Source organism: Streptomyces sp. NPDC059909, assembly GCF_042730885.1.
In the GTDB taxonomy this organism is placed as follows: domain Bacteria; phylum Actinomycetota; class Actinomycetes; order Streptomycetales; family Streptomycetaceae; genus Streptomyces.
The window spans coordinates 25,701-45,808 of record NZ_JBHWKX010000020.1 but is presented as its reverse complement, the minus strand read 5'-3'; the positions used below and the strand labels follow the sequence as shown (position 1 = coordinate 45,808).

Annotated in this window: 17 protein-coding genes; 12 read left to right on the top strand and 5 right to left on the bottom strand. The window is 72.8% G+C overall.

What is annotated here, in order from left to right; all coding sequences use genetic code 11:
* Positions 1-159: 159 nt before the first annotated feature.
* The 3 genes from ACFV9O_RS16155 to argF all read left to right on the top strand — a co-directional run bounded on the left by ACFV9O_RS16155 (position 160) and on the right by argF (position 3,202).
* Positions 160-666, top strand: coding sequence for a hypothetical protein (locus tag ACFV9O_RS16155; RefSeq protein WP_385417780.1), 507 nt, complete (start codon positions 160-162; stop codon positions 664-666).
* 189 nt (positions 667-855) lie between these two features.
* Positions 856-2,118, top strand: coding sequence for an arginine deiminase (locus tag ACFV9O_RS16150; protein WP_385417779.1), 1,263 nt, complete (start codon positions 856-858; stop codon positions 2,116-2,118).
* 61 nt (positions 2,119-2,179) lie between these two features.
* Positions 2,180-3,202 (top strand): ornithine carbamoyltransferase, encoded by a 1,023-nt coding sequence (argF, locus tag ACFV9O_RS16145; RefSeq protein ID WP_385417776.1) that lies wholly within the window; start codon positions 2,180-2,182, stop codon positions 3,200-3,202.
* A 20-nt stretch (positions 3,203-3,222) separates the two neighbouring features.
* Here the strand turns inward: argF and ACFV9O_RS16140 are convergent, their stop codons facing one another.
* Positions 3,223-3,723 carry an ATP-binding protein gene (locus ACFV9O_RS16140; protein ID WP_385417775.1) on the bottom strand — a complete coding sequence of 167 codons (501 nt, stop codon included), beginning with the start codon at positions 3,721-3,723 and terminating at the stop codon, positions 3,223-3,225.
* A 289-nt stretch (positions 3,724-4,012) separates the two neighbouring features.
* Here ACFV9O_RS16140 and ACFV9O_RS16135 point away from each other — a divergent pair, with 289 nt between their 5' ends.
* Positions 4,013-4,840: an enoyl-CoA hydratase family protein gene (locus tag ACFV9O_RS16135; protein WP_385417772.1), complete on the top strand. Its 828-nt coding sequence runs from the start codon at positions 4,013-4,015 to the stop codon at positions 4,838-4,840.
* A 194-nt stretch (positions 4,841-5,034) separates the two neighbouring features.
* Positions 5,035-7,440: a bifunctional salicylyl-CoA 5-hydroxylase/oxidoreductase gene (locus ACFV9O_RS16130; protein WP_385417770.1), complete on the top strand. Its 2,406-nt coding sequence runs from the start codon at positions 5,035-5,037 to the stop codon at positions 7,438-7,440.
* Between the two features lie 28 nt (positions 7,441-7,468).
* On the opposite strand, the gene ACFV9O_RS16125 is transcribed toward ACFV9O_RS16130, so the two are convergent.
* From ACFV9O_RS16125 to ACFV9O_RS16115, 3 genes are read right to left on the bottom strand one after another with little or no spacing between them, the layout of a single operon-like run.
* Positions 7,469-7,879, bottom strand: a complete 411-nt coding sequence (locus tag ACFV9O_RS16125; protein ID WP_385417767.1) for a hypothetical protein — start codon at positions 7,877-7,879, stop codon at positions 7,469-7,471.
* Positions 7,876-8,712, bottom strand: coding sequence for a PaaX family transcriptional regulator C-terminal domain-containing protein (locus tag ACFV9O_RS16120; RefSeq protein WP_385417764.1), 837 nt, complete (start codon positions 8,710-8,712; stop codon positions 7,876-7,878). The genes ACFV9O_RS16125 and ACFV9O_RS16120 overlap by 4 nt, the downstream gene beginning before the upstream one ends.
* A 4-nt stretch (positions 8,713-8,716) precedes the next feature.
* Positions 8,717-10,333: an AMP-binding protein gene (locus ACFV9O_RS16115; protein ID WP_385417762.1), complete on the bottom strand. Its 1,617-nt coding sequence runs from the start codon at positions 10,331-10,333 to the stop codon at positions 8,717-8,719.
* A 133-nt stretch (positions 10,334-10,466) separates the two neighbouring features.
* Here ACFV9O_RS16115 and ACFV9O_RS16110 point away from each other — a divergent pair, with 133 nt between their 5' ends.
* Entirely contained in the window at positions 10,467-11,609 is a 1,143-nt protein-coding gene (locus ACFV9O_RS16110) for an acyl-CoA dehydrogenase family protein (protein ID WP_385417759.1), read from the top strand.
* On the top strand, positions 11,606-12,004 hold the full coding sequence (locus ACFV9O_RS16105) for a RidA family protein (RefSeq protein ID WP_385417756.1): 399 nt from the start codon (positions 11,606-11,608) through the stop codon (positions 12,002-12,004). The genes ACFV9O_RS16110 and ACFV9O_RS16105 overlap by 4 nt, the downstream gene beginning before the upstream one ends.
* Positions 12,005-12,039: 35 nt before the next feature.
* Here ACFV9O_RS16105 and ACFV9O_RS16100 read toward each other — a convergent pair whose 3' ends face one another.
* Positions 12,040-13,425 (bottom strand): aminopeptidase P family protein, encoded by a 1,386-nt coding sequence (locus tag ACFV9O_RS16100; RefSeq protein ID WP_385417753.1) that lies wholly within the window; start codon positions 13,423-13,425, stop codon positions 12,040-12,042.
* Positions 13,426-13,483: 58 nt separating this feature from the next.
* On the opposite strand from ACFV9O_RS16100, the gene ACFV9O_RS16095 reads away from it, so the two are divergent.
* From ACFV9O_RS16095 to ACFV9O_RS16075, 5 genes are all read left to right on the top strand, one after another.
* Positions 13,484-15,991 carry a collagenase gene (locus tag ACFV9O_RS16095; RefSeq protein ID WP_385417750.1) on the top strand — a complete coding sequence of 836 codons (2,508 nt, stop codon included), beginning with the start codon at positions 13,484-13,486 and terminating at the stop codon, positions 15,989-15,991.
* Positions 15,992-16,061: 70 nt separating this feature from the next.
* Positions 16,062-17,246: an NAD(P)/FAD-dependent oxidoreductase gene (locus tag ACFV9O_RS16090; protein ID WP_385417748.1), complete on the top strand. Its 1,185-nt coding sequence runs from the start codon at positions 16,062-16,064 to the stop codon at positions 17,244-17,246.
* Positions 17,243-17,557 carry a (2Fe-2S)-binding protein gene (locus ACFV9O_RS16085; protein WP_385417745.1) on the top strand — a complete coding sequence of 105 codons (315 nt, stop codon included), beginning with the start codon at positions 17,243-17,245 and terminating at the stop codon, positions 17,555-17,557. The genes ACFV9O_RS16090 and ACFV9O_RS16085 overlap by 4 nt, the downstream gene beginning before the upstream one ends.
* A complete protein-coding gene (locus ACFV9O_RS16080) occupies positions 17,538-19,067 on the top strand; it encodes an FAD-dependent oxidoreductase (protein WP_385417743.1) in 1,530 nt (509 codons plus the stop codon). The genes ACFV9O_RS16085 and ACFV9O_RS16080 overlap by 20 nt, the downstream gene beginning before the upstream one ends.
* Before the next feature lie 132 nt (positions 19,068-19,199).
* The gene (locus tag ACFV9O_RS16075) at positions 19,200-20,102 is read left to right on the top strand and encodes a dihydrodipicolinate synthase family protein (RefSeq protein WP_385417740.1); all 903 of its coding nucleotides are present in this window, start codon (positions 19,200-19,202) and stop codon (positions 20,100-20,102) included.
* The last annotated feature ends 6 nt before the right edge of the window (positions 20,103-20,108 follow it).

Sequence of the window (20,108 nt, the reverse complement as noted above, 5' to 3'; positions counted from 1 at the left end):
GGCCCGGGCGGGCCGCAAGTCCTGCACCGGCCGACACCTCCGGGGCATGTCGCGGATCCGACGATTACTGCACTCGGGGGAAACGTGGCCGGATTCCGGCGGCGGGCTCGTTCTTCCGGACAGCGGAGTGTCCGCGATCCCCGGAAGGACGGAAGCAGCATGAAGATGATCGCGCGCGGGAGCTTGGGAGCGCTCATGACATGTGTGGCCGCGGCGGTGGCAGCGCCGTCCGCCGCGGCCGGGCCGCAGGTGCCGGTCGCGGTGCCGCTGGACCCGCTGGAGCGCGCCGTTCCGCTGGAGGCGCCCACGCTGAGGACGGGGCTTCCGGTGCCCGTACCCGGTGCGCCCGAGGGACCGCGGTACGTGGAGGGGAAGATGCTGCCCTCGGGCATCCTGCCCCAGGTGCCGCTGACAAGTGACCTGCCCCGGACGCATGTGGGGGTCCCGCTGCCGCACCCGCTGAACGACGAGGGGGTGGGCACCGTCCACGCCTCGGCGCCCGAGGCCGACCTGGTGACCGCGACTCCGGGTGCGGACGTCGCCGCGCCCCTGACGACTCCCCGCCCCGGCACGTTCGGGCTGCCCGGCCTGGCCCTGCCCGAGGCGGGCGTGCTGGTCCCGGAGCTCCGGGCCACGCCGAGGACCGTGCTCGGCTTCGAGCAGTAGCGCGACCGGGAGCGCAGGGGAGGCGTCCCGCCCCGACCCCCGGACTCCACCCCGACCCCCGGACTCCACCCGACGAACAGGCCTCGACCTCACCCCGCCGGCCCCGGTTCCTCGCCCGCTTCCACCCCCTCCGCTCCCGCTTTGCGCCTGTGGTGGGCGGGGAGGGGGCCGGTCTGGGAACGTTTCCCCATGGGATTCCACGTCGACTCCGAGACCGGGCTGCTGCGCCGGGTCATACTCCACCGTCCCGATCTGGAACTGAAGCGGCTCACCCCCAGCAACAAGGACGCGCTCCTCTTCGACGACCTCCTGTGGGTCCGGCGCGCCCGCCAGGAGCACGACGGCTTCGCGGACGTCCTCCGCGACCGCGGTGTGAAGGTGCATCTCTTCGGCGATCTGCTGCGCGAGTCACTGGAGATCCCGGCGGCCAGGAAGCTGGTCCTGGACCGGGTCTTCGACGAGAAGGAGTACGGCCCGCTCGCCACGGACCATCTGAGGGCCGCGTTCGACGCGATGGACACGGCCGCCCTGACCGAGGCCCTGGTCGGCGGGATGACCAAACGGGAGTTCCTGGCCGGTCACTCGGAGCCCGCGTCCGTCCGCTTCCACGTCATGGACCTGGACGACTTCCTGCTCGGCCCGCTGCCGAACCACATCTTCACCCGTGACACCTCCGCCTGGATCTATGACGGCGTCTCCATCAACGCCATGCGCTGGCCCGCCCGCCGGCGCGAGACCGTGCACTTCGAGGCGATCTACAAGCACCATCCGCTCTTCACGGGCCCCGAGGCCGGCGACTTCCACCGCTGGTCGGAGGGCCAGGACGACTACCCCTCCACCATCGAGGGCGGCGACGTGCTGGTCATCGGCAACGGCGCGGTGCTGATCGGGATGAGCGAGCGCACGACCCCGCAGGCCGTGGAGATGCTGGCCCGCGGGCTCTTCGAGGCCGGTTCCGCGCGGACCATCGTGGCGCTGGACATGCCCAAGGGGCGGGCCTTCATGCACCTGGACACCGTGATGACGATGGTGGACCACGACACCTTCACCCAGTACGCGGGCCTCGGCATGCTGCGCTCGTACACGATCGAACCGGCGGAGGGCGAGCGCGGCGTGGGGCTCCGGGTCACCGACCACCCGCCCGAGCACATGCACAGCGCCATCGCCGCCGCCCTCGGACTGCAGGACATCAGAGTCCTCACGGCCAAGCAGGACGTGCACTCGGCGGAGCGGGAGCAGTGGGACGACGGCTGCAACGTCCTCGCCGTCGAACCGGGCGTGGTCGTGGCGTACGACCGGAACGTGACGACCAACACCCATCTGCGCAAACAGGGCATCGAGGTCATCGAGATCCCGGGTAGCGAGCTGGGCAGGGGCCGCGGCGGACCGCGCTGTATGAGCTGTCCCGTCGAGCGGGACGCCGTCGACGCCGCCGCTCCCCCCTCTGTATAGCAATACAGAGCTTCGTATAGACTTCCACGGTCCCCGCATACGCGACCCAGGAGCACCCACCATGGCGACACACCTCGAAGGCCGCCACTTCCTCAAGGAGCTCGACTTCACCGCGGAAGAGTTCCGCGGTCTGATCGACCTGGCGGCCGAGCTCAAGGCCGCCAAGCGGGCCGGCAGTGAGATCCCGCGACTGCGCGGCAAGAACATCGCGCTGATCTTCGAGAAGACGTCGACGCGCACGCGGTGCGCCTTCGAGGTCGCCGCCGCCGACCAGGGGGCGTCGACGACGTATCTCGACCCCTCCGGTTCGCAGCTGGGTCATAAGGAGTCGGTCAAGGACACGGCCCGGGTGCTCGGGCGGATGTTCGACGGGATCGAGTACCGGGGGAGCAGTCAGGAGATCGTCGAGGAGCTCGCCGCCCACGCCGGGGTCCCCGTCTTCAACGGACTGACCGACGCCTGGCACCCCACCCAGATGCTCGCCGACGTGCTGACCATGACCGAGCACAGCGACAAGCCGCTGACCGGCATCGCCTTCGCCTACCTCGGCGACGCCCGCTTCAACATGGGCAACTCCTACCTGGTCACCGGCGCCCTCCTCGGCATGGACGTCCGGATCGTCGCGCCCGCGGCGTACTGGCCGGCGGGCGAGGTCGTCGCCGCCGCGCGCGAGGCCGCCGCGGCCGGCGGCGCCAGGATCACGCTGTCCGAGGACATCGACGAGGGCGTCGCGGGCGCCGACTTCGTCGCCACCGACGTATGGGTCTCGATGGGGGAGCCGAAGGAGGTGTGGGGCGAGCGCATCAAGGCCCTCGCCCCGTACGCGGTGACGATGGACGTGCTGCGTGCCACCGGCAATGCGGACGTCAAGTTCCTGCACTGCCTGCCGGCGTTCCACGACCTGGGCACCAAGGTCGGGCAGGAGATATTCGAGAGCCACGGCCTGACCGAGCTCGAGGTCACGGACGAGGTCTTCGAGTCCGCGCATTCGGTGGTCTTCGACGAGGCCGAGAACCGGATGCACACGATCAAGGCGGTGCTGGTGGCGGCGCTGGGCGCGGGTGAACAGCCCGGTTCCGCATAGACCGGTCCGGTGAACGGCCGCTACGACTCGGTGTGCGGCGGCCGAGGAGCCGGCACCCCCGGAGCGGCAGCCGTGCCCGGTGCCGCGGGAAGCGTGAACCAGACCGCCTTGCCGTGAGGGGTGGGGCGGTGGCCGCAGGCGGAGCTGAGGGCGCGGATGAGGAGCAGACCGCGTCCGTGCTCCTGCCAGGGGTCGGGCTCCGACTCCGGCAGCGGATCGGAGAGCCCGCCCGGCGGGGCGGGGTCGTGGTCGTGCACCTCGACCTGGCAGCCCGTCGGCAGCAGCTCCACGACCAGCTGGATCGGGCCCTGGCCCGCGGTGTGCTCCACCGCGTTGGCGACGAGCTCCGCCGTGAGGAGTTCCGCGGTGTCGCTGTCCGCCACCGTCCCGAGGTCCGCGAAGGCGGTACGGATCAGGGCGCGGGCGAGCGGTACCGCGGCCGCCGTGTGCGGCAGCGCGAGACGCCAGGAGGGGGTGTTCGCGGCCGCCGCCGAGTCGGCGGTGGAGGGGGCTTTACACAAGACGGGTCCGTTCGCTGCGCTCCAGTACCTCTGGTACTGGTTTCAACCATACGGAGCGGGAGGGCCTGGGTAAGGGCCTCTGGGCCGTCAGTCCCAGGACCTGTGCCCCACCTGATACGGGACCTTTGCCGAGCCGCGACCGTGTGACGGGCCGTCGGGTTCTGCCTCGAGTGGGTCGGACCGTATTGCGCACTCGTGACGGAAGTCACGAGCGAGTGATAACTTCGTGGGGCAGGCATGTGGCCGGCAGCAGTCCGCAGCAGCCGGCAGCCCGAGGGAGGCCGCGTCCATGAGCCCCTTTCCCAGCTCCGCGCCCCGCACTGACGAGTGGCGCCATCTACGCCTGACCAGGCAGGACGGCGTCGCGACCGTCACCCTCGACCGCCCCGACAAGCTCAACGCGCTCACCTTCGGCGCCTACGCCGACCTGCGCGACCTGCTCGCCGAGCTGTCGCGCGAGCGGTCCGTGCGCGCGCTGGTCCTCGGCGGCGAGGGCCGCGGCTTCTGCTCCGGCGGCGACGTCGACGAGATCATCGGCGCCACGCTCTCCATGGACACCGCCCAGCTCCTCGACTTCAACCGGATGACCGGGCAGGTCGTACGGGCCCTGCGCGAGTGCCCCTTCCCCGTGATCGCGGCGGTGCACGGCGTCGCGGCGGGCGCCGGCGCGGTGCTCGCACTCGCCGCGGACTTCCGGGTCGCCGACCCGACCGCCCGCTTCTCCTTCCTCTTCACCAAGGTCGGCCTCTCCGGCGGCGACATGGGCGCGGCGTATCTGCTGCCGCGTGTCGTCGGGCTCGGACATGCGACGCGGCTCCTGATGCTCGGCGAGCCGGTCCGGGCCGTCGAGGCCGAGCGGATCGGACTGATCAGCGAGCTGACGGGGGAGGGCGAGGCGGACAAGGCGGCCGCGGCCCTCGCCCGCCGCCTCGCCGACGGCCCCGCCCTCGCCCACGCCCAGACCAAGGCCCTGCTCACCGCGGAACTCGACATGCCGCTCGCCGCGGCGGTGGAGCTGGACGCGGCGACGCAGGCACTGCTCATGAACGGCGAGGACTACGCGGAGTTCCACGCGGCGTTCACGGAGAAGCGCGCCCCGAACTGGCAGGGGCGCTGACGATGCCGTCGTACGCGGGGGAGTCCCGCGGCCCCTTCGGTTCCGGGGGCGAGCCCCCAGCCCCTCGGGACGTGCCCGGTACCGCCCGGTCGGCCCGGACGCGCCCAGAAGAAGCCCGCCCGGCGACTGAGGTGGCCGTCCCCCCACGCCCGCCAGGGCGTAGGGGAAGGGGGTGCGGGGGCGGAGCCCCCGAAATGGGGTCGGCGCCGGAGCCCCAGCGGGGGGCCGGGGAGGTTGCCCCCCAGTTCGGGGAGGGGCGGGCTGGGGAAGAACCCGCCGCAGGCGACGCCCCCGTCGGCGATGCCCGCCACCGCGACGCCCCCCTCCGCGTCGCCGTCATCGGCGGCGGCCCCGGAGGCCTGTACGCCGCCGCGCTGCTCAAGCGGCTCGACCCCCGCCGCGACATCACCGTGTGGGAGCGCAACGCCCCCGACGACACCTTCGGCTTCGGCGTCGTCCTCTCCGACGAGACCCTCGGCGGCATCGAGCACGCCGACCCCGCCGTGTACCGGGCGCTCCAGGACGAGTTCGTCCGCTGGGACGACATCGACATCGTCCACCGCGGCCACACCCTCACCTCCGGCGGACACGGCTTCGCCGCGCTCGGCCGGCGCAGGCTCCTGAAGATCCTGCACGAACGCTGCGCGTCCCTCGGCGTACGGCTCCGGTTCCGCACGCAGGCCCCGCCCGCCGCCGAACTCGCCGCCTCGTACGACCTCGTCATCGCCGCCGACGGGGTGCACAGCCTCACCCGTGCCGCACACGCCGACGTCTTCGCACCCAGCATCACGACCCACCGCTGCCGCTACATCTGGCTCGCCGCCGACTTCGCCTTCGACGCCTTCCGCTTCGAGATCGCGGAGACCGAGCACGGCGTGATGCAACTCCACGGCTACCCCTACTCACCTGCCGCCTCCACCGTCATCGTCGAGATGCGCGAGGAGGTCTGGCGGGCCGCCGGGCTCGACGAGTGCGATGAGCAGCAGTCGGCCGAGCGCTGCGCCAAGGTCTTCGCCGACGCGCTCGGCGGCCGCCCGCTGCGCGCCAACAGCTCCTCGTGGATCGCCTTCCGCACGGTCGTCAACGACCGCTGGGCGCACGGGAACACGGTGCTGCTCGGCGACGCCGCGCACACCGCCCACTTCTCCATCGGCTCCGGCACCAAACTCGCCGTCGAGGACGCCCTCGCCCTCGCCGCCTGCATCGAGGAACAGCCCACGCTCCCCGAGGCACTCGCGGCGTACGAGACCGAGCGCCGGCCCGTCGTGGAGTCGACCCAGCGCGCCGCGGCGGCCAGCCTGCGCTGGTTCGAGGAGCTCGGGTCGTATCTCGACCAGCCGCCACCGCAGTTCGCCTTCAACCTCCTCACCCGCAGCCGCCGTGTCACACACGACAACCTCCGGCTGCGAGACACAGCGTTCACCGAGTCCGTCGAACGGGACTTCGGCTGCCCGCCCGGCACGCCGCCGATGTTCACACCCTTCCGGCTGCGCGGACTGACCCTGCGCAACCGGGTCGTCGTCTCGCCCATGGACATGTACTCCGCCGAGGACGGCGTCCCCGGCGACTTCCACCTCGTCCACCTCGGCGCACGGGCACTCGGCGGCGCCGGACTCGTCATGACCGAGATGGTCTGCGTCAGCGCCGACGGCCGCATCACACCCGGCTGCGCCGGCCTCTACACCGACGAACAAGCCGCCGCCTGGCAGCGCATCACCGACTTCGTCCACACGCGCTCGCCCGGCACGGCCATCGGCGTCCAGCTCGGCCACTCCGGCCGCAAGGGCTCCACCCGGCTGATGTGGGAGGGCATCGACCAGCCCCTGCCGGACGGCAACTGGCCGCTCGTCGCCGCCTCACCGCTGCCGTACCGCCCGGGCGTCAACCAGGTCCCGCACCAGCTCGACCGGGCCGGACTCGCCGACGTCCGGGACCAGTTCGCCGCGGCGGCCACGCGCGCCGCGCACTGCGGATTCGACCTGCTCGAACTCCACTGCGCCCACGGCTACCTGCTCTCCGGCTTCCTCTCCCCGCTCACCAACCAGCGCACGGACGCCTACGGAGGCAGCCTCGCCGCCCGGCTGCGCTACCCGCTCGAAGTCTTCGACGCCGTCCGGGAGGTGTGGCCCGACGACCGGCCCATGACCGTCCGCATCTCCGCCACCGACTGGGCCCCCGGCGGCACCAACGCGCAGGACGCCGTGGAGATCGCCCGGGCGTTCGCCGCCCACGGCGCCGACGCCATCGACGTCTCCACCGGCCAGGTCGTCCCGGACGAACGCCCCGAGTACGGCCGCTCCTACCAGACCCCCTACGCCGACCGTATCCGCAACACCCTCCGCGTCCCGGTCGTCTCCGTCGGCGCGATCTCCTCCTGGGACGACGTCAACTCGCTGCTCCTCGCGGGCCGCGCCGACCTCTGCGCCCTGGCCCGCCCCCACCTGTACGACCCCCACTGGACCCTCCACGCGGCCGCCGACCAGGACTACACCGGCCCGGCCGCCCCCTGGCCGCTCCCGTACCGCGCCGGGAGCCGCAAACCCCCTACGGGCCGCACGGACGCCCCGAGGCCCCGCCTCACGCTCACGCCTCGCCCGTGAGACAGGCATGGCACAGGCAGGGCCCCGCTCACGTCGGCAGCCACCCCGGCCACCACGGCGGGACGTTGCTGTCCGGGCACAGCCCCGAGTCCCCTGGGTAGCCCGCCGGGGTCGCCTGCGCGCCCACGTACCACCAAGCGAGCCACGCCACCACCAGCAGCACGCCGACCAGCTGGGCCGACGCACGCAGCGGGCGCGGCCCGCGCACCGCCGCCGCGCGGGCGAGGACCGCCACCGTCACGGCGGCGAAGGCTGTGCCCGCAGCCAGGCCGAGGAACTCGACCAGGTGGGTGAAGCGGTGCGGCGGCTCCCAGGCGGCGTCGCAGTAGGACCGCGCTTGCGCCACCAGCGCGCTCGCCCCGTAGGCGGCGGCTGCGCCCGTCAGGGCAGCCGCGCCCCAGGACAGCCCCTGGAGCCGGGAAACAGGATGTGAGCTCACGCCCCGGTACGACGATCGCCGGAACCGTACGGTTGCACGAACTCCGCACCCGCGTCCCGCAGCCGCTTGTGCAGCCCCGCGAAGACCGCCGCCGAGCGGCCGCCCGGCCAGTCGTCGGGCAGGAGCTCCTGCGGCAGGCCCGGGTCCGCGTAGGGCAGGCGGCGCCAGGAGTCGAGGGCGAGGAGGTAGTCGCGGTACGCCTCCTCGGGCGGCGTGTCGGGGCGCGACTCCCACCGCCGCAGCACCGGACCGTGCGCGTCCAGGAACTCCTCGTGCTGCTTCGCGATCGCCGTCAGGTCCCACCAGCGGGCCACCGCGTCCGCCGTCGGCGCGAAGCCGAGGTGCTCGCCGCGGAAGAGGTCCACGTACGGATCGAGCTGGAGGCGGCGCAGCGTGTGCCGGGTCTCCTCGTGGAAGCGGGCCGGGGCGATCCAGACGCCGGGCGCGGCCGTGCCGAAGCCCAGGCGGGCGAGGCGGGAGCGCAGGAGATGGCGCTTGTGGCGTTCGGCCTCGGGGACGGAGAAGACCGCGAGCACCCAGCCGTCGGACAGCGTCGACGCGGTGTGGCCGTAGATGCGCTCGTCACCGTCGTCGAGGAGCTGACGGGCGTCCGCCGACAGCGCGTAACCGGCCGCGCCGGACGCCGCGCGCTCCGCGACGAGCAGGCCGCGCCGCTTGAGCCGGGAGACCGAGGAGCGCACGGACGGAGCGTCCACACCGAGCGCACCCAGCAGACGGATCAGCTCCGCCACCGCGAGGGGTCCCGCGGTCTCGCGTCCGTACGCGCCGTACAGGGTGACGATCAGGGAACGGGGGGTGTGCTGCTCGGCCACGTGATCACTCTAGGGCCCTCAGCCTGAAGCGCTGCAGCTTGCCGGTCGGCGTACGGGGCAGCGCGTCGAGGAAGACGATCGCGCGCGGGCACTTGTACGGCACCAGACGGGACTTGACGAAGTCGCGCAGCGTCCCCGCCGTCGCCTCGTCGCGCCCCACGCCGTCGCGCACCACGACGTACGCCGCCACGATCTGGCCACGCAGCTCGTCGGGCCGGGCGACCACCGCAGCCTCCACCACATCGGGGTGGGCCAGCAGCGCGTCCTCGACCTCGGGCCCCGCGATGTTGTAGCCCGCCGAGATGATCATGTCGTCGGCGCGGGCGACATAGCGGAACCACCCGTCCGGCTCCCGCACGTACGTGTCACCCGTGACATTCCAGCCGTCGCGCACGTACTCGCGCTGCCGCGGGTCCGACAGATAGCGGCAGCCCACCGGCCCGCGCACCGCGAGGAGCCCCGGTTCGCCGTCCGGCACCGGCACCCCGGTCGCGCCGTCCACGACCCGCGCCTCCCAGCCCGGCACCGGCAGCCCGGTCGTCCCGGGCCGGATGTCCCCGTCCGCCGCGGAGATGAAGATGTGCAGCAGCTCGGTCGCGCCGATGCCGTTGATGATGCGCAGCCCGGTCTGCTCCTGCCATGCCTGCCAGGTCGCGGCCGGCAGATTCTCCCCGGCCGACACACAGCGCCGCAGGGACGTCACGTCGTACCCGGCGAGATCGTCCAGCATCAGGCGATACGCGGTCGGCGCGGTGAACAGGACCGAGACCCGGTGCTCGGCGATCGCCGGCGGCAACTGCTTCGGCCCCGCCTGCTCCAGCAGCAGCGCCGACGCGCCCGCCCGCATCGGGAAGATCACCAGACCGCCGAGCCCGAAGGTGAATCCCAGCGGAGGACTGCCCGCGAAGACGTCGTCCGGCGTGGGCCGCAGCACCCGCGCCGAGAAGGTGTCGGCGACGGCCAGCACGTCCCGGTGGAAGTGCATGCACCCCTTGGGCCGCCCCGTCGTCCCGCTCGTGAAGGCGATGAGCGCGACATCGTCGGCCGCCGTCGCCACGGCCTCGTACGACGCCGGCTTCCCGGCCGCCAGCCGCAGCAGGTCGTCGGGCGCGTCCCCGCCGTAGGCAACGACCCGCAGCCCCGGCACCTCGGCCTTCACCAGGTCGTCGACCGCACGGACGTCGCACAGCGCATGCTCCACCCGGGCGATTCCGCACATCGTGGCGAGCTCCTGCGACCGCTGCTGGGCCAGCACGGTGACGGCGACCGCGCCCGCCTTCATCACCGCGAGCCAGCAGGCCGCGAGCCAGGGGGTGGTCGGGCCGCGCAGCAGCACCCGGTTGCCTGGCACCACACCCAGCTCGCCGGTCAGCACATGCGCGATCCGGTTCACGTGCTCGCGCAGCTCGCCGTACGTCCAGACCGTGCCGTTCCCGTCGCGGAAGACGGTCCTGCCCGCGCCGTACCGCTCGATCGTCGCGTCGAGCAGCTCCGCCCCGCAGTTGAGCCGCTCCGGATAGCGCAGCTCGGGCAGGTCGAGCAGCAGCCGGGGCCATTGCTCCGCGGGCGGGAGATGGTCGCGCGCAAAGGTGTCGCGGTGGGCCGAGGATGTCAGCTCCATGTTCGCCCCCTTGTCGTGGTGGGGCCGCGCAACGAGCGTATCGTGATGGTGACGACAGTCAACGGTTCGCGATAGGTCCGGTGGCGGGTCCCGTGACGGGCCCGCGGCAGATGCGCAGGAAGTGGGGGCTCGGATGCCTGTATTCTCGCTCGATCCGGCACAAACCGCCTGGCGCGCGGAGCTCCGCACGCTCGCGGCCGAACGGCTGCGCCCCCTCGCCGAGAAGGGCGAGCCGGGCCGCGTCAACCGGCCGCTCGTCGCCGCCCTCGGTGAACTCGGCCTGCTCAAGCGCCTGTTCGGCGACGCGAGCGCACTCGACCTGTGTGTGCTGCGCGAGTCCCTCGCGTACGCCTGCACGGAGGCCGAGACCGCCCTCGCCCTCCAGGGGCTCGGCACGTACCCGCTCGTCCAGGCCGGCACCCGCGCACAACGCGAACGCTGGCTCCCGGAAGTCGTCGCGGGCCGGGCCGTCGCCGCCTTCGCGCTCAGCGAGCCGGACGCCGGGTCCGACGCCGCGGCGCTCGCACTCGACGCCGCACGGCACGGGGACGACGGCTGGCGGCTGACCGGCGAGAAACGCTGGATCTCCAACGCCCCCGAGGCGGATTTCTTCACCGTGTTCGCCCGAACGGGTGAAGCGCCCGGCGCCCGGGGCGTCACCGCGTTCCTCGTCCCCGCCGACCGTCCCGGTCTCACCGGCAGCGCACTGGAGATGCTCTCACCGCACCCCATCGGCACGCTCGCCTTCGACGGCGTGCCCGTCACCCGCGACGACGTCATCGGCGAGGCGGGCGGCGGCTTCCGGGTCGCCATGAACACCCTCAACCTCTTCCGGCCCAGCGTCGGCGCCTTCGCGGTCGGCATGGCACAGGCGGCGCTCGACGCGACGCTCGCCCACACATCGGGCCGGATCGCCTTCGGCGGACCGCTGAAGGATCTTCAGGCCGTCTCCCACCAGGCCGCCGAGATGGCGACGCGGACGGAGGCGGCGCGACTGCTGGTGTACGCGGCCGCCGCCGCGTACGACGCCGGCGCGGCGGACGTGCCGCAGCGGTCCGCGATGGCGAAGCTGTTCGCGACCGAGACCGCCCAGTACGTCGTGGACGCGGCGGTGCAACTGCACGGTGCACGCGCCCTTCAGCGCGGCCATCTGCTGGAGCACCTCTACCGGGAGGTCCGCGCCCCCCGCATCTACGAAGGCGCGAGCGAGGTGCAGCGCAGCATCATCGCCAAGGAGCTGTACGCCAGGACCGGCCCCAGGGAGGACGCCCGATGAGTCTGGAACGCATCAACCCGCCCGGGCTGTCCCCGGCCACCGGCTTCTCGCACGCCGTCGCCGCGGCTGGATCCCGGCTGGTCTTCCTCGCGGGGCAGACCGCACTCGACGCGGACGGCAAGGTCGTCGGGACCGGGCTCGTGGAGCAGTTCGAGACCGCCCTCTCCAATCTCCTCGCCGCCCTCACCGCGGCCGGCGGCACCTCCCACGACCTGGCCCGCGTCACCGTCTACGCCACCGATGTCGCCGACTACCGTGCCCACAGCCATGAACTCGGGCGCGTCTGGCACCGCCTGGCGGGCCGCGACTACCCCGCCATGGCGGTCATCGGCGCCGTACGCCTCTGGGACGAGCAGGCGCTGGTCGAGCTGGACGGGATCGCCGTACTGCCGTAGGGCACGACACACAGCGCCGCTTTGACACTGCACGGTCACCCGTCCAACAGCGTGCCCATCCACTCTTCGACGTCGTCAGGCGTACGCGGCAGCGCACCCGACATCAGCCGGGCGCCGTCCGCCGTGACGACCAGATCGTCCTCGATGCGCACCCCGATACCGCGCAGCTCGGCGGGCAGGGTCTCGTCGTCGGGCTGGAGATACAGGCCGGGCTCGACGGTCAGGACCTGGCCCTCCTCCAGCACCCCGTCGAGGTAGGCCTCCGCGCGGGCCCTGGCGCAGTCGTGGACGTCGAGGCCGAGCATATGGCCGCTGCTGCACAGCGTGTAGCGCCGGTGGAAGTCGCCCTCGGCGTTCGTCAGCACACCCCAGTCGGCCAGCCCCTCCGCGATCACCCGCATGGCGGCGCGGTGGAAGTCGCGGAAGCGTGCGCCCGGCCTGAGCGCGGCGATGCCCGCCTCCTGCGCGGCGAGGACGAGTTCGTACACCCGCCGCTGCACGGGGGAGAAGCGGCCGGAGAGCGGCAGGGTACGGGTGATGTCGGCGGTGTAGAGGGTGCCGCTCTCCACGCCCGCGTCGAGCAGCAGCAGCTCGGACGGGTCGAGGCGGCCGTCGTTGCGTGTCCAGTGCAGGACACAGGCGTGCGCGCCCGACGCGGCGATGGTTTCGTAGCCGGTGCCGTTGCCCTCCAGCCGGGCGCGCAGTCCGAAGACGCCCTCGATCCAGCGCTCGCCGCGCGGGTGGGCGAGAGCGCGGGGCAGCGCGCGTACGACGTCCTCGAAGCCGGCCGTGGTGTGGTCGACCGCACGCTGCAACTGCCCGATCTCCCAGTCGTCCTTGACCAGACGCAGTTCTGCGAGGGCCGTGGCCAGTTCGGCGTCGGTCGCGGCGTCGCGGCCGGGCGGCAGCAGGCCGAGGCCGTCGAGGTGAGCGCAGCGGACACCGGTCAGCTGCTCGGCCTCGGCGAGGCCGGGGCGGCGGCCCACCCAGAGCTCCCCGAATCTGCGGTCCCGGTAGAACGTGTCGTCGCCACTGCCACGGGCAGGCCGCGGCCGCAGATACAGCACCGCCTCATGGCCACCGCCCGCACCCGAGGGTTCCATCACGAGCACGTGCCCGGCCTGGTCCTCGCCGGTCAGCCCCGTCAGCCAGGCGTACGCGCTGTGCGGACGGAACCGGTGGTCGCAGTCGTTGGAGCGGACCTTCAACTCACCTGCGGGGATCAGCAGTCGCTCACCCGGAAAGCGTGCGGACAGCCGGGCGCGGCGGGCCGGGGTGAGGGCACGAGCCGGGACGAGGGCATCGGCGGGCAGGGAAGCGGCCGCCCATCCGGTGCTCATGAACGCCGCCAGCTCCGCTGAAACGGGCAGGTCATGGCTCCCCGTGTGGAGAGGCTGGACGCGGGGCGGGGTGCCGGTCATCTCGACTCCTGGGAGACGGAGGGGCGCTGAGGGCTTGTCAGTGCAATTTCACATTACTATGTTACGGGTCACATCGCGCCCATCCTGTACGGCCAATCCCCGCGTACACCAAGGGACTTCGCGATCAACGCACCGCTGTCACACCACCCCACAGCCACCTCCCACACAGGAGCCTTCGGTGTCCCAGCCACGATCCGTGCTGCCCAGATCCGCGCGCACACCCCTGCTCGCCGCAGCCGTCGCCGTCACCCTCCTCGCCTCGCTCGGCCAGACCACCCGGGCGACCGCCGCGGAACGCACCGCACCCACCGCCCCTACCGTCCCGGCCGCCCTCGTCGGCCGGCCCGCACCCGCCACGGCCGCCGCCACCCACGGCCGGAACCCCTTCGACGAGGTCGACCGCCTCACCAGGGCCCCCGAGCCGAGCGCCGAACCCGCCCCCGCCCCGGGCGCCCTGGCCGAGGGCCGTATCCCGGGCCGGCAGGACCGCGCTCCCGGAAACAGCGATGACTCCCGCAACGCCGCCCTCCGCGCCGCCGGAGTCCCCTGCACGCTCGACGGCATCACCCGCCTCGGCCCCGAGCAGCTCGCCGACTTCCTCGCCGACCCGGCGGTCACCGCCGACGGCTGCCTCGCCGACCTCATCTGGACCTGGGACGCGCGCCTCGCGCCGGTCATGTCGGACGCCCACGTCCAGGCCGTGGGACGGCGCATATCCTCCCTGGCCGCCGCGCACGACGGCCGCAACAGCACGCACCTGCTGGAGATGTTCACCTACCTCCACGCGGTCGCGTACCACGACTTCTCGCGCCCCGAGATCGACATCACCGATGTTCCGACCACCGAGGTACTGCGGCGGGCGATTTACGACTTCGGTACCGCGTCCCGCACCTTCCAGGCCACCCGCGCCAACGCCGAGACCCTCCGTGAGGCGCTCTACACCGGCAGCGCCCCCGGCCTGCGGCACAGCCAGCCGGGGCTGATCAAGAAGGTCCTGGCCACGATGGACAGGTACCACAAGGGCCAGTACGACGACGCCTCCTGGGGCGGCGCGGCCCTCGCCGCCCTCTCCGTCAACTACCTCGGCATCTACCCCGGCAACCGGGACACCGCGTTCCACGACGTGGTCGCCCAGAACGCCTCGTACCGTGCCGCCTTCAGGGCCTTCGCCGGCCACACCCACCTCAAGGGCACGGTGAACGAGTGGGTCGTGCGCGACGCGCTGAGCGAGTACGGGCGCTTCGGCCAGGTGGACGCCCTCAAGGCGCAGATCGTGCCCGACCTCGGCGCACTGCTGTCCGTCACCCGCACCAACTTCGGCAACGGCAGCCGGCCCTGGGCCTCACTCGTGTCCTGGCTGAACTTCTACGAGGCATGCAAGCCGTACGCGGTCTGCAAGGACGACATCGAGCGGCAGATCTTCCCGTACACCTACACATACGACAGCGGAGCCATCAAGGTCCGCACCGGCCTCGACCGTGCCACCGTCGACCAGCTCTACTACGCGAGCAAGCAGGTCAAGGCGCAGTTCCACCGGGTCCTCGGCGCCGAACAGCCGCTCGCCGGCGACACCAACACCTCGCTGAACATCGTGCTGTACGGCTCCCGCGCCGACTACGAGGTCTACCACCCCATCCTCACCGGCATGGGCACCGACAACGGCGGCATCTACATCGAGCGCGGCGCCACCTTCTACACCTACCAGCGCCGGGTGCCGCAGGACTCCTCGCTCACCCTCGAAGAGCTCTTCCGGCACGAGTACGTCCACTACCTCAACGGCCGCTGGGCCGTGCCCGGATACTTTGGCGAAGGCCCCTGGTACAGCGGCGACCGCACCACCGCGATGGACGAGGGCACGGCGGAGTTCTTCGACGGGGCCACCCGCGACGACGGCGTCGCCGTCCGCAAGTCCCTGGTCCAGGGCGTCATCGACGACACCGCCGGCGGCGGCCGGCGGATGACCGTGAACCAGTTGCTGCACGCCACCTACGACGGCGACGGCTTCCGCTTATACGACTACGCGGGCACGTTCTTCGAGTTCTTGTGGACCGAACGGCCCTCGCTGCTGCGGGAGATGTACGGCCACCTGCGGGCCGACGACCCCGTGGGCTTCGACGCGTGGCGCAGCCGGACCGGCGGCGACCCGGCGCTCCAGCGTACCTACGACAGCTTCCTGGACGCGCAGATCGCGAAGGTCGACGACCTGTTCGTGCCCCACACCACCTACACCCCCAACGCGCAGCTCAGGGACGCCTCGACGGACGCCGTCCGCGCCTCCTTCGCCGCCGCCACGCACGCCGACCCGGCCTGCACGGAGAACGGCGATGCCGGCAAGCGGCGCTTCACCTGCACGGGCAGGATCACCGCCAACCTCTCCGACGCCGGTGATGCGGACCTCGTCTTCAAGGACATGTCCGAGACGGTCGACCACTTCATCCTCGACCGGGCCGGAGCGGCCTCCAACAATCTCGCCGACATGAACTGCTCCTTCGGGCCGGTCGAGATCTGGTCCAACGGCCGTGCGGGAACGTCGACTTACCGCTGCGAAGGGCCGCTGCGCAGCTGAGCCGGGCCGACCGGTGACGCTCCCGGTGATTCCCTTCCCCGGTGACACAGCAATGTGACATATTACTGCTGTGCCCACCAGACACCCTCGTGGTCCCCTGGACGCCGTCATCATCGGCGCCGGCGTCGTCGGAGCGGCCTGCGCCTACTACGCGAGCCGCTTCGGACTCGCCGTCGCGGTCGTCGACCGCGGATCCGTCGCGGGCGGCACGACCGGCGCCGGGGAAGGCAATCTCCTCGTCTCCGACAAGGAGGCGGGGCCCGAGCTCGACCTCGCGCTGCTGTCCACCCGGCTCTGGCGCGAACTCACCGACGTCCTCCCACCGGAGACGGAGTACGAGCCCAAAGGCGGTCTCGTCGTGGCGCCCGACGAGACCGCCCTCACCGCACTGCGCGACTTCGCCGAAGGCCAGCGCACGGCCGGCGTCGAGGCGGACGAGATCCCCGCCGACCGGCTCCACGACCTGGAGCCCCACCTCGCGCACGGACTCGCGGGCGGCTTCCACTACCCGCAGGACGCCCAGGTCCAGCCCGCCCGGGCAGCCGCCCAACTCCTGGGGTCGGCACGGGAATCGGGCGCCGAGGTCCGCCTCGGCGAGGAAGTCACCGCGGTCCTCACCCGGCCGGACCGCACCATCCGCGGCGTACGTACGCGACGCGGCGAACTCCACGCCCCCGCCGTCGTCAACGCGACCGGCACCTGGGGCGGCGGGCTCGCCCGCCTCGCCGGCACCCACCTGCCCGTCCTCCCGCGCCGCGGCTTCGTCCTCGTCACCGAGCCCCTGCCGCGCGTCGTCCGCCACAAGGTCTACGCCGCCGACTACATCTCCGACGTCGCCAGCGGCTCCGCGGCCCTCCAGTCCTCCGCCGTCGTCGAAGGCACGCCCGCGGGACCGGTCCTGATCGGCGCGACCCGCGAGCGCGTCGGCTTCGACCGGAACCTGTCCACCGAAGCCCTGCGCCGGCTCGCCGGCCAGGCCGCCGCACTCTTCCCCGTACTCGCGGGCGTACGCGTCATCCGTACGTACCACGGCTTCCGGCCCTACCTCCCCGACCACCTCCCGGCCATCGGCCCGGACCCGCGCGTGCCGGGACTGTTCCACGCGTGCGGCCACGAGGGCGCGGGCATCGGGCTGGCCCCGGCCACCGGGCTGCTGATCGCCGCCGCGCTCAGCGGCGGGCAGCCGGCCCTGGACCTGCGGCCGTTCCGGCCCGACCGTTTCGACCGTTTCGACCAGGCAGGAGCAGCGCAGTGACCAGGACACCGGCCTCCCTGGTGAGGGCCGAGCCAGGCCCCCCGTACGAGATCACCTTCGACGGACACGCCGTCACCGCGCTGCCCGGTCAGAGCGTTGCCGCCGCTCTCTGGGCAGCGGGCATCCTCGCCTGGCGCACCACCCGCGACGGCGGCGCGCCGCGTGGCGCGTTCTGCGGCATCGGCACCTGCTACGACTGCCTCGCCACGGTCAACGGCCGCCCCAACCAGCGTGCCTGCCTGGTACCGGCCCGCCCCGGCGATGTGATCACCACGCAGAAGGGCACGGGCCATGACGACCTCGCCGTCTGAGCCCGCGACGCCCTGCGAGCTGGCCGTCGTCGGTGCGGGCCCCGCCGGGCTCGCGGCTGCCGTCACCGCGGCCGGCCTCGGGCTGCGGGTGACACTCCTCGACGCGGCGGAGCGGCCCGGCGGACAGTTCTACCGCCACCCCGCACCCGGCCTCGGCGCCGCCCGGCCCGAAGCCCTCCACCACCGCTGGCGTACGTTCGCGCGCCTCGAACGGGCACTCCGCGCCCACAAGGCGTCGGGCCGTGTCCTTCATCTGCCCGTACACCACGTATGGACCGTCCTTCCCGAACACGCTCCGGACGCCGATCCGGAAGCGGCCGAGCCGTCGGAGGAGCCGGGCGGGACACCGGGCTGGCGGCTCCACGCCGTCGCGGGACACGGTGACGGCGACGAGAGGGCGGTCACCGTCCGGGCCCAAACGGTGCTGCTCGCCACCGGCGCGTACGAGCGGCAACTACCGTTCCCCGGCTGGACGCTGCCCGGAGTCGTCGGCGCCGGCGGGGCCCAGGCCATGCTCAAGTCCGGCCTCGTCCTGCCCGGCCGCCGGACCGTCGTCGCGGGCAGCGGCCCGCTGCTGCTCGCCGTCGCCGGGACCCTGACGGCCGCGGGGGCGGAGGTGCCCGCCGTCGTGGAGGCCGCCGCGTATCCGGCGTACGCCCGTCGACTTCCGGTCCTCGTACGCAACCCGGGCAAGCTCGCCGAAGCTGCTCTGCACGGCGGCGCGCTGCTGCGGCACGGCGTACGCCTGCTCATCCGGCACGCGGTCACCGCCGCTCACGGCACGGACCGGGTCGAGGCCGTGACGGTGGCACGGCTCGACCGCGACTGGCGGCCCGTCCCCGGCAGCGAGCGCCGTATCCCCTGCGACGCGCTCGCCGTCGGCCACGGACTGGTCCCCCAACTGGAGCTCGCCACCGGACTCGGCTGCGCCACGCGCCGTACGGCCGACGGCGCCGTCGCCCTGGACCTCGACGACGAGCAGCGCTCATCCGTCCCCGGCGTGTGGTCGGCGGGGGAGACCGGCGGGATCGGTGGGGCGGAACTCGCCCTGGCCGAGGGCGAACTGGCCGCCTACTCCGTCGCCCGCACCCTGCACGGCACCCCGGGACCGCGGCGCGCGGCCGTGCTGCGCGCCCGCCGCGAGCGACTGCGCGCCTTCGCCGAGGTGATGGCGGCCGTGCACCGCCCGGGTCCCGGCTGGACCGCATGGCTCGACGACGCCACGCATGTGTGCCGCTGCGAGGAGGTGCCGGCGGGGCTGATCAGGGAGGCGGCCGGTGAACTCGGTGCCCACGACGCCCGCACCGTCAAACTGCTCACCCGCGCCGGAATGGGCTGGTGCCAGGGGCGGATGTGCGGGCCCGCCGTAGCCTGTCTTGCCGGTGAGGAGCCGTCCCCGGACCGGCGCCCCCTGTCCTGCCCGGTACCGCTGAACCACCTGGCCGCTCTGCCCGGCCCGGGCGTCACGCCCGGTGAGACGGTACCGCCGGACGAGGCGGACCGGACCTGACCCCAGGGCCAGGGACGGGCCCGTCCCTGGCCGGCCGACGGCTCGTCAGACTCCTGCCTCCGCGACGGGGCTTGCCCTTGTGGCGCTGTCGCAGTGATTAGTAAAATGTCACACCTCACACTAGGAGTTGCTATGGCACCCGCACCCCGCACGCGCCCCTGGCACGGCATCATGGTCGCCACCGCCCTGCCCCTCCGCGACGATCTTTCCGTCGACCACGACGCCTACGCGGAGCATGTCGCCTGGCTGATCGAGAACGGCTGCGACGGCGTCGTCCCGAACGGCTCGCTCGGCGAGTACCAGACGCTCACCGACGACGAACGCGCCCGCGTCGTCCGCACCGCCGTCGAGGCGGCGGGCGACGGGGACCGGGTGATGCCCGGCGTGTCGGCGTACGGCAGCGCGGAAGCCCGCCGCTGGGCCGACCAGGCCGCGGAGGCCGGCGCCGGATCCGTCCTCCTCCTGCCGCCCAACGCCTACCGGGCGGACGAGGAAGCGGTCGCCGCCCACTACGCCGACGTCGCTCGCGCCGGCCTGCCCGTCGTCGCGTACAACAACCCGTACGACACCAAGACCGATCTCACACCCGCCCTGCTCGCCCGGCTGCACGGCGAGCAGAGCATCGTCGCCGTCAAGGAGTTCAGCGGCGACGTGCGCCGGGCTTACGAGATCGCCGAACTCGCGCCGGGGCTCGATCTGCTGGTCGGCGCCGACGACGTCCTGCTCGAACTCGCCCTGGCCGGCGCGGTCGGCTGGATCGCGGGATACCCCAACGCGCTGCCGGCCTCCTGCGCCACGCTCTACCACGCAGCCGTCGCCGGGGACCTGGACACCGCGCTGCCGCTCTACAAGTCCCTGCACCCGCTGCTGCGCTGGGACTCCAGGACCGAGTTCGTCCAGGCCATCAAGCTCTCCATGGACCTGGCGGGCCGTCCGGGCGGACCGACCCGGCCGCCGCGCTCACCCCTCACCGGCGAACAGGAGACGGCCGTACGCGCCGCCACCGAGAAGGCGCTCGCCGAGGGCCACCAGTAGCCGGCA

What these genes read in the sequence shown, in the direction of transcription:
- ACFV9O_RS16100 (WP_385417753.1), bottom strand. Translation starts at nt 13,425, where the DNA reads ATGACCGGCACCCCGCCCCGCGTCCAGCCTCTCCACACGGGGAGCCAT.
- ACFV9O_RS16155 (WP_385417780.1), top strand. Translation starts at nt 160, where the DNA reads ATGAAGATGATCGCGCGCGGGAGCTTGGGAGCGCTCATGACATGTGTG.
- ACFV9O_RS16135 (WP_385417772.1), top strand. Translation starts at nt 4,013, where the DNA reads ATGAGCCCCTTTCCCAGCTCCGCGCCCCGCACTGACGAGTGGCGCCAT.
- ACFV9O_RS16075 (WP_385417740.1), top strand. Translation starts at nt 19,200, where the DNA reads ATGGCACCCGCACCCCGCACGCGCCCCTGGCACGGCATCATGGTCGCC.
- ACFV9O_RS16130 (WP_385417770.1), top strand. Translation starts at nt 5,035, where the DNA reads ATGGGGTCGGCGCCGGAGCCCCAGCGGGGGGCCGGGGAGGTTGCCCCC.
- ACFV9O_RS16150 (WP_385417779.1), top strand. Translation starts at nt 856, where the DNA reads ATGGGATTCCACGTCGACTCCGAGACCGGGCTGCTGCGCCGGGTCATA.
- ACFV9O_RS16110 (WP_385417759.1), top strand. Translation starts at nt 10,467, where the DNA reads ATGCCTGTATTCTCGCTCGATCCGGCACAAACCGCCTGGCGCGCGGAG.
- ACFV9O_RS16115 (WP_385417762.1), bottom strand. Translation starts at nt 10,333, where the DNA reads ATGGAGCTGACATCCTCGGCCCACCGCGACACCTTTGCGCGCGACCAT.
- ACFV9O_RS16095 (WP_385417750.1), top strand. Translation starts at nt 13,484, where the DNA reads ATGTTACGGGTCACATCGCGCCCATCCTGTACGGCCAATCCCCGCGTA.
- argF (WP_385417776.1), top strand. Translation starts at nt 2,180, where the DNA reads ATGGCGACACACCTCGAAGGCCGCCACTTCCTCAAGGAGCTCGACTTC.
- ACFV9O_RS16105 (WP_385417756.1), top strand. Translation starts at nt 11,606, where the DNA reads ATGAGTCTGGAACGCATCAACCCGCCCGGGCTGTCCCCGGCCACCGGC.
- ACFV9O_RS16080 (WP_385417743.1), top strand. Translation starts at nt 17,538, where the DNA reads ATGACGACCTCGCCGTCTGAGCCCGCGACGCCCTGCGAGCTGGCCGTC.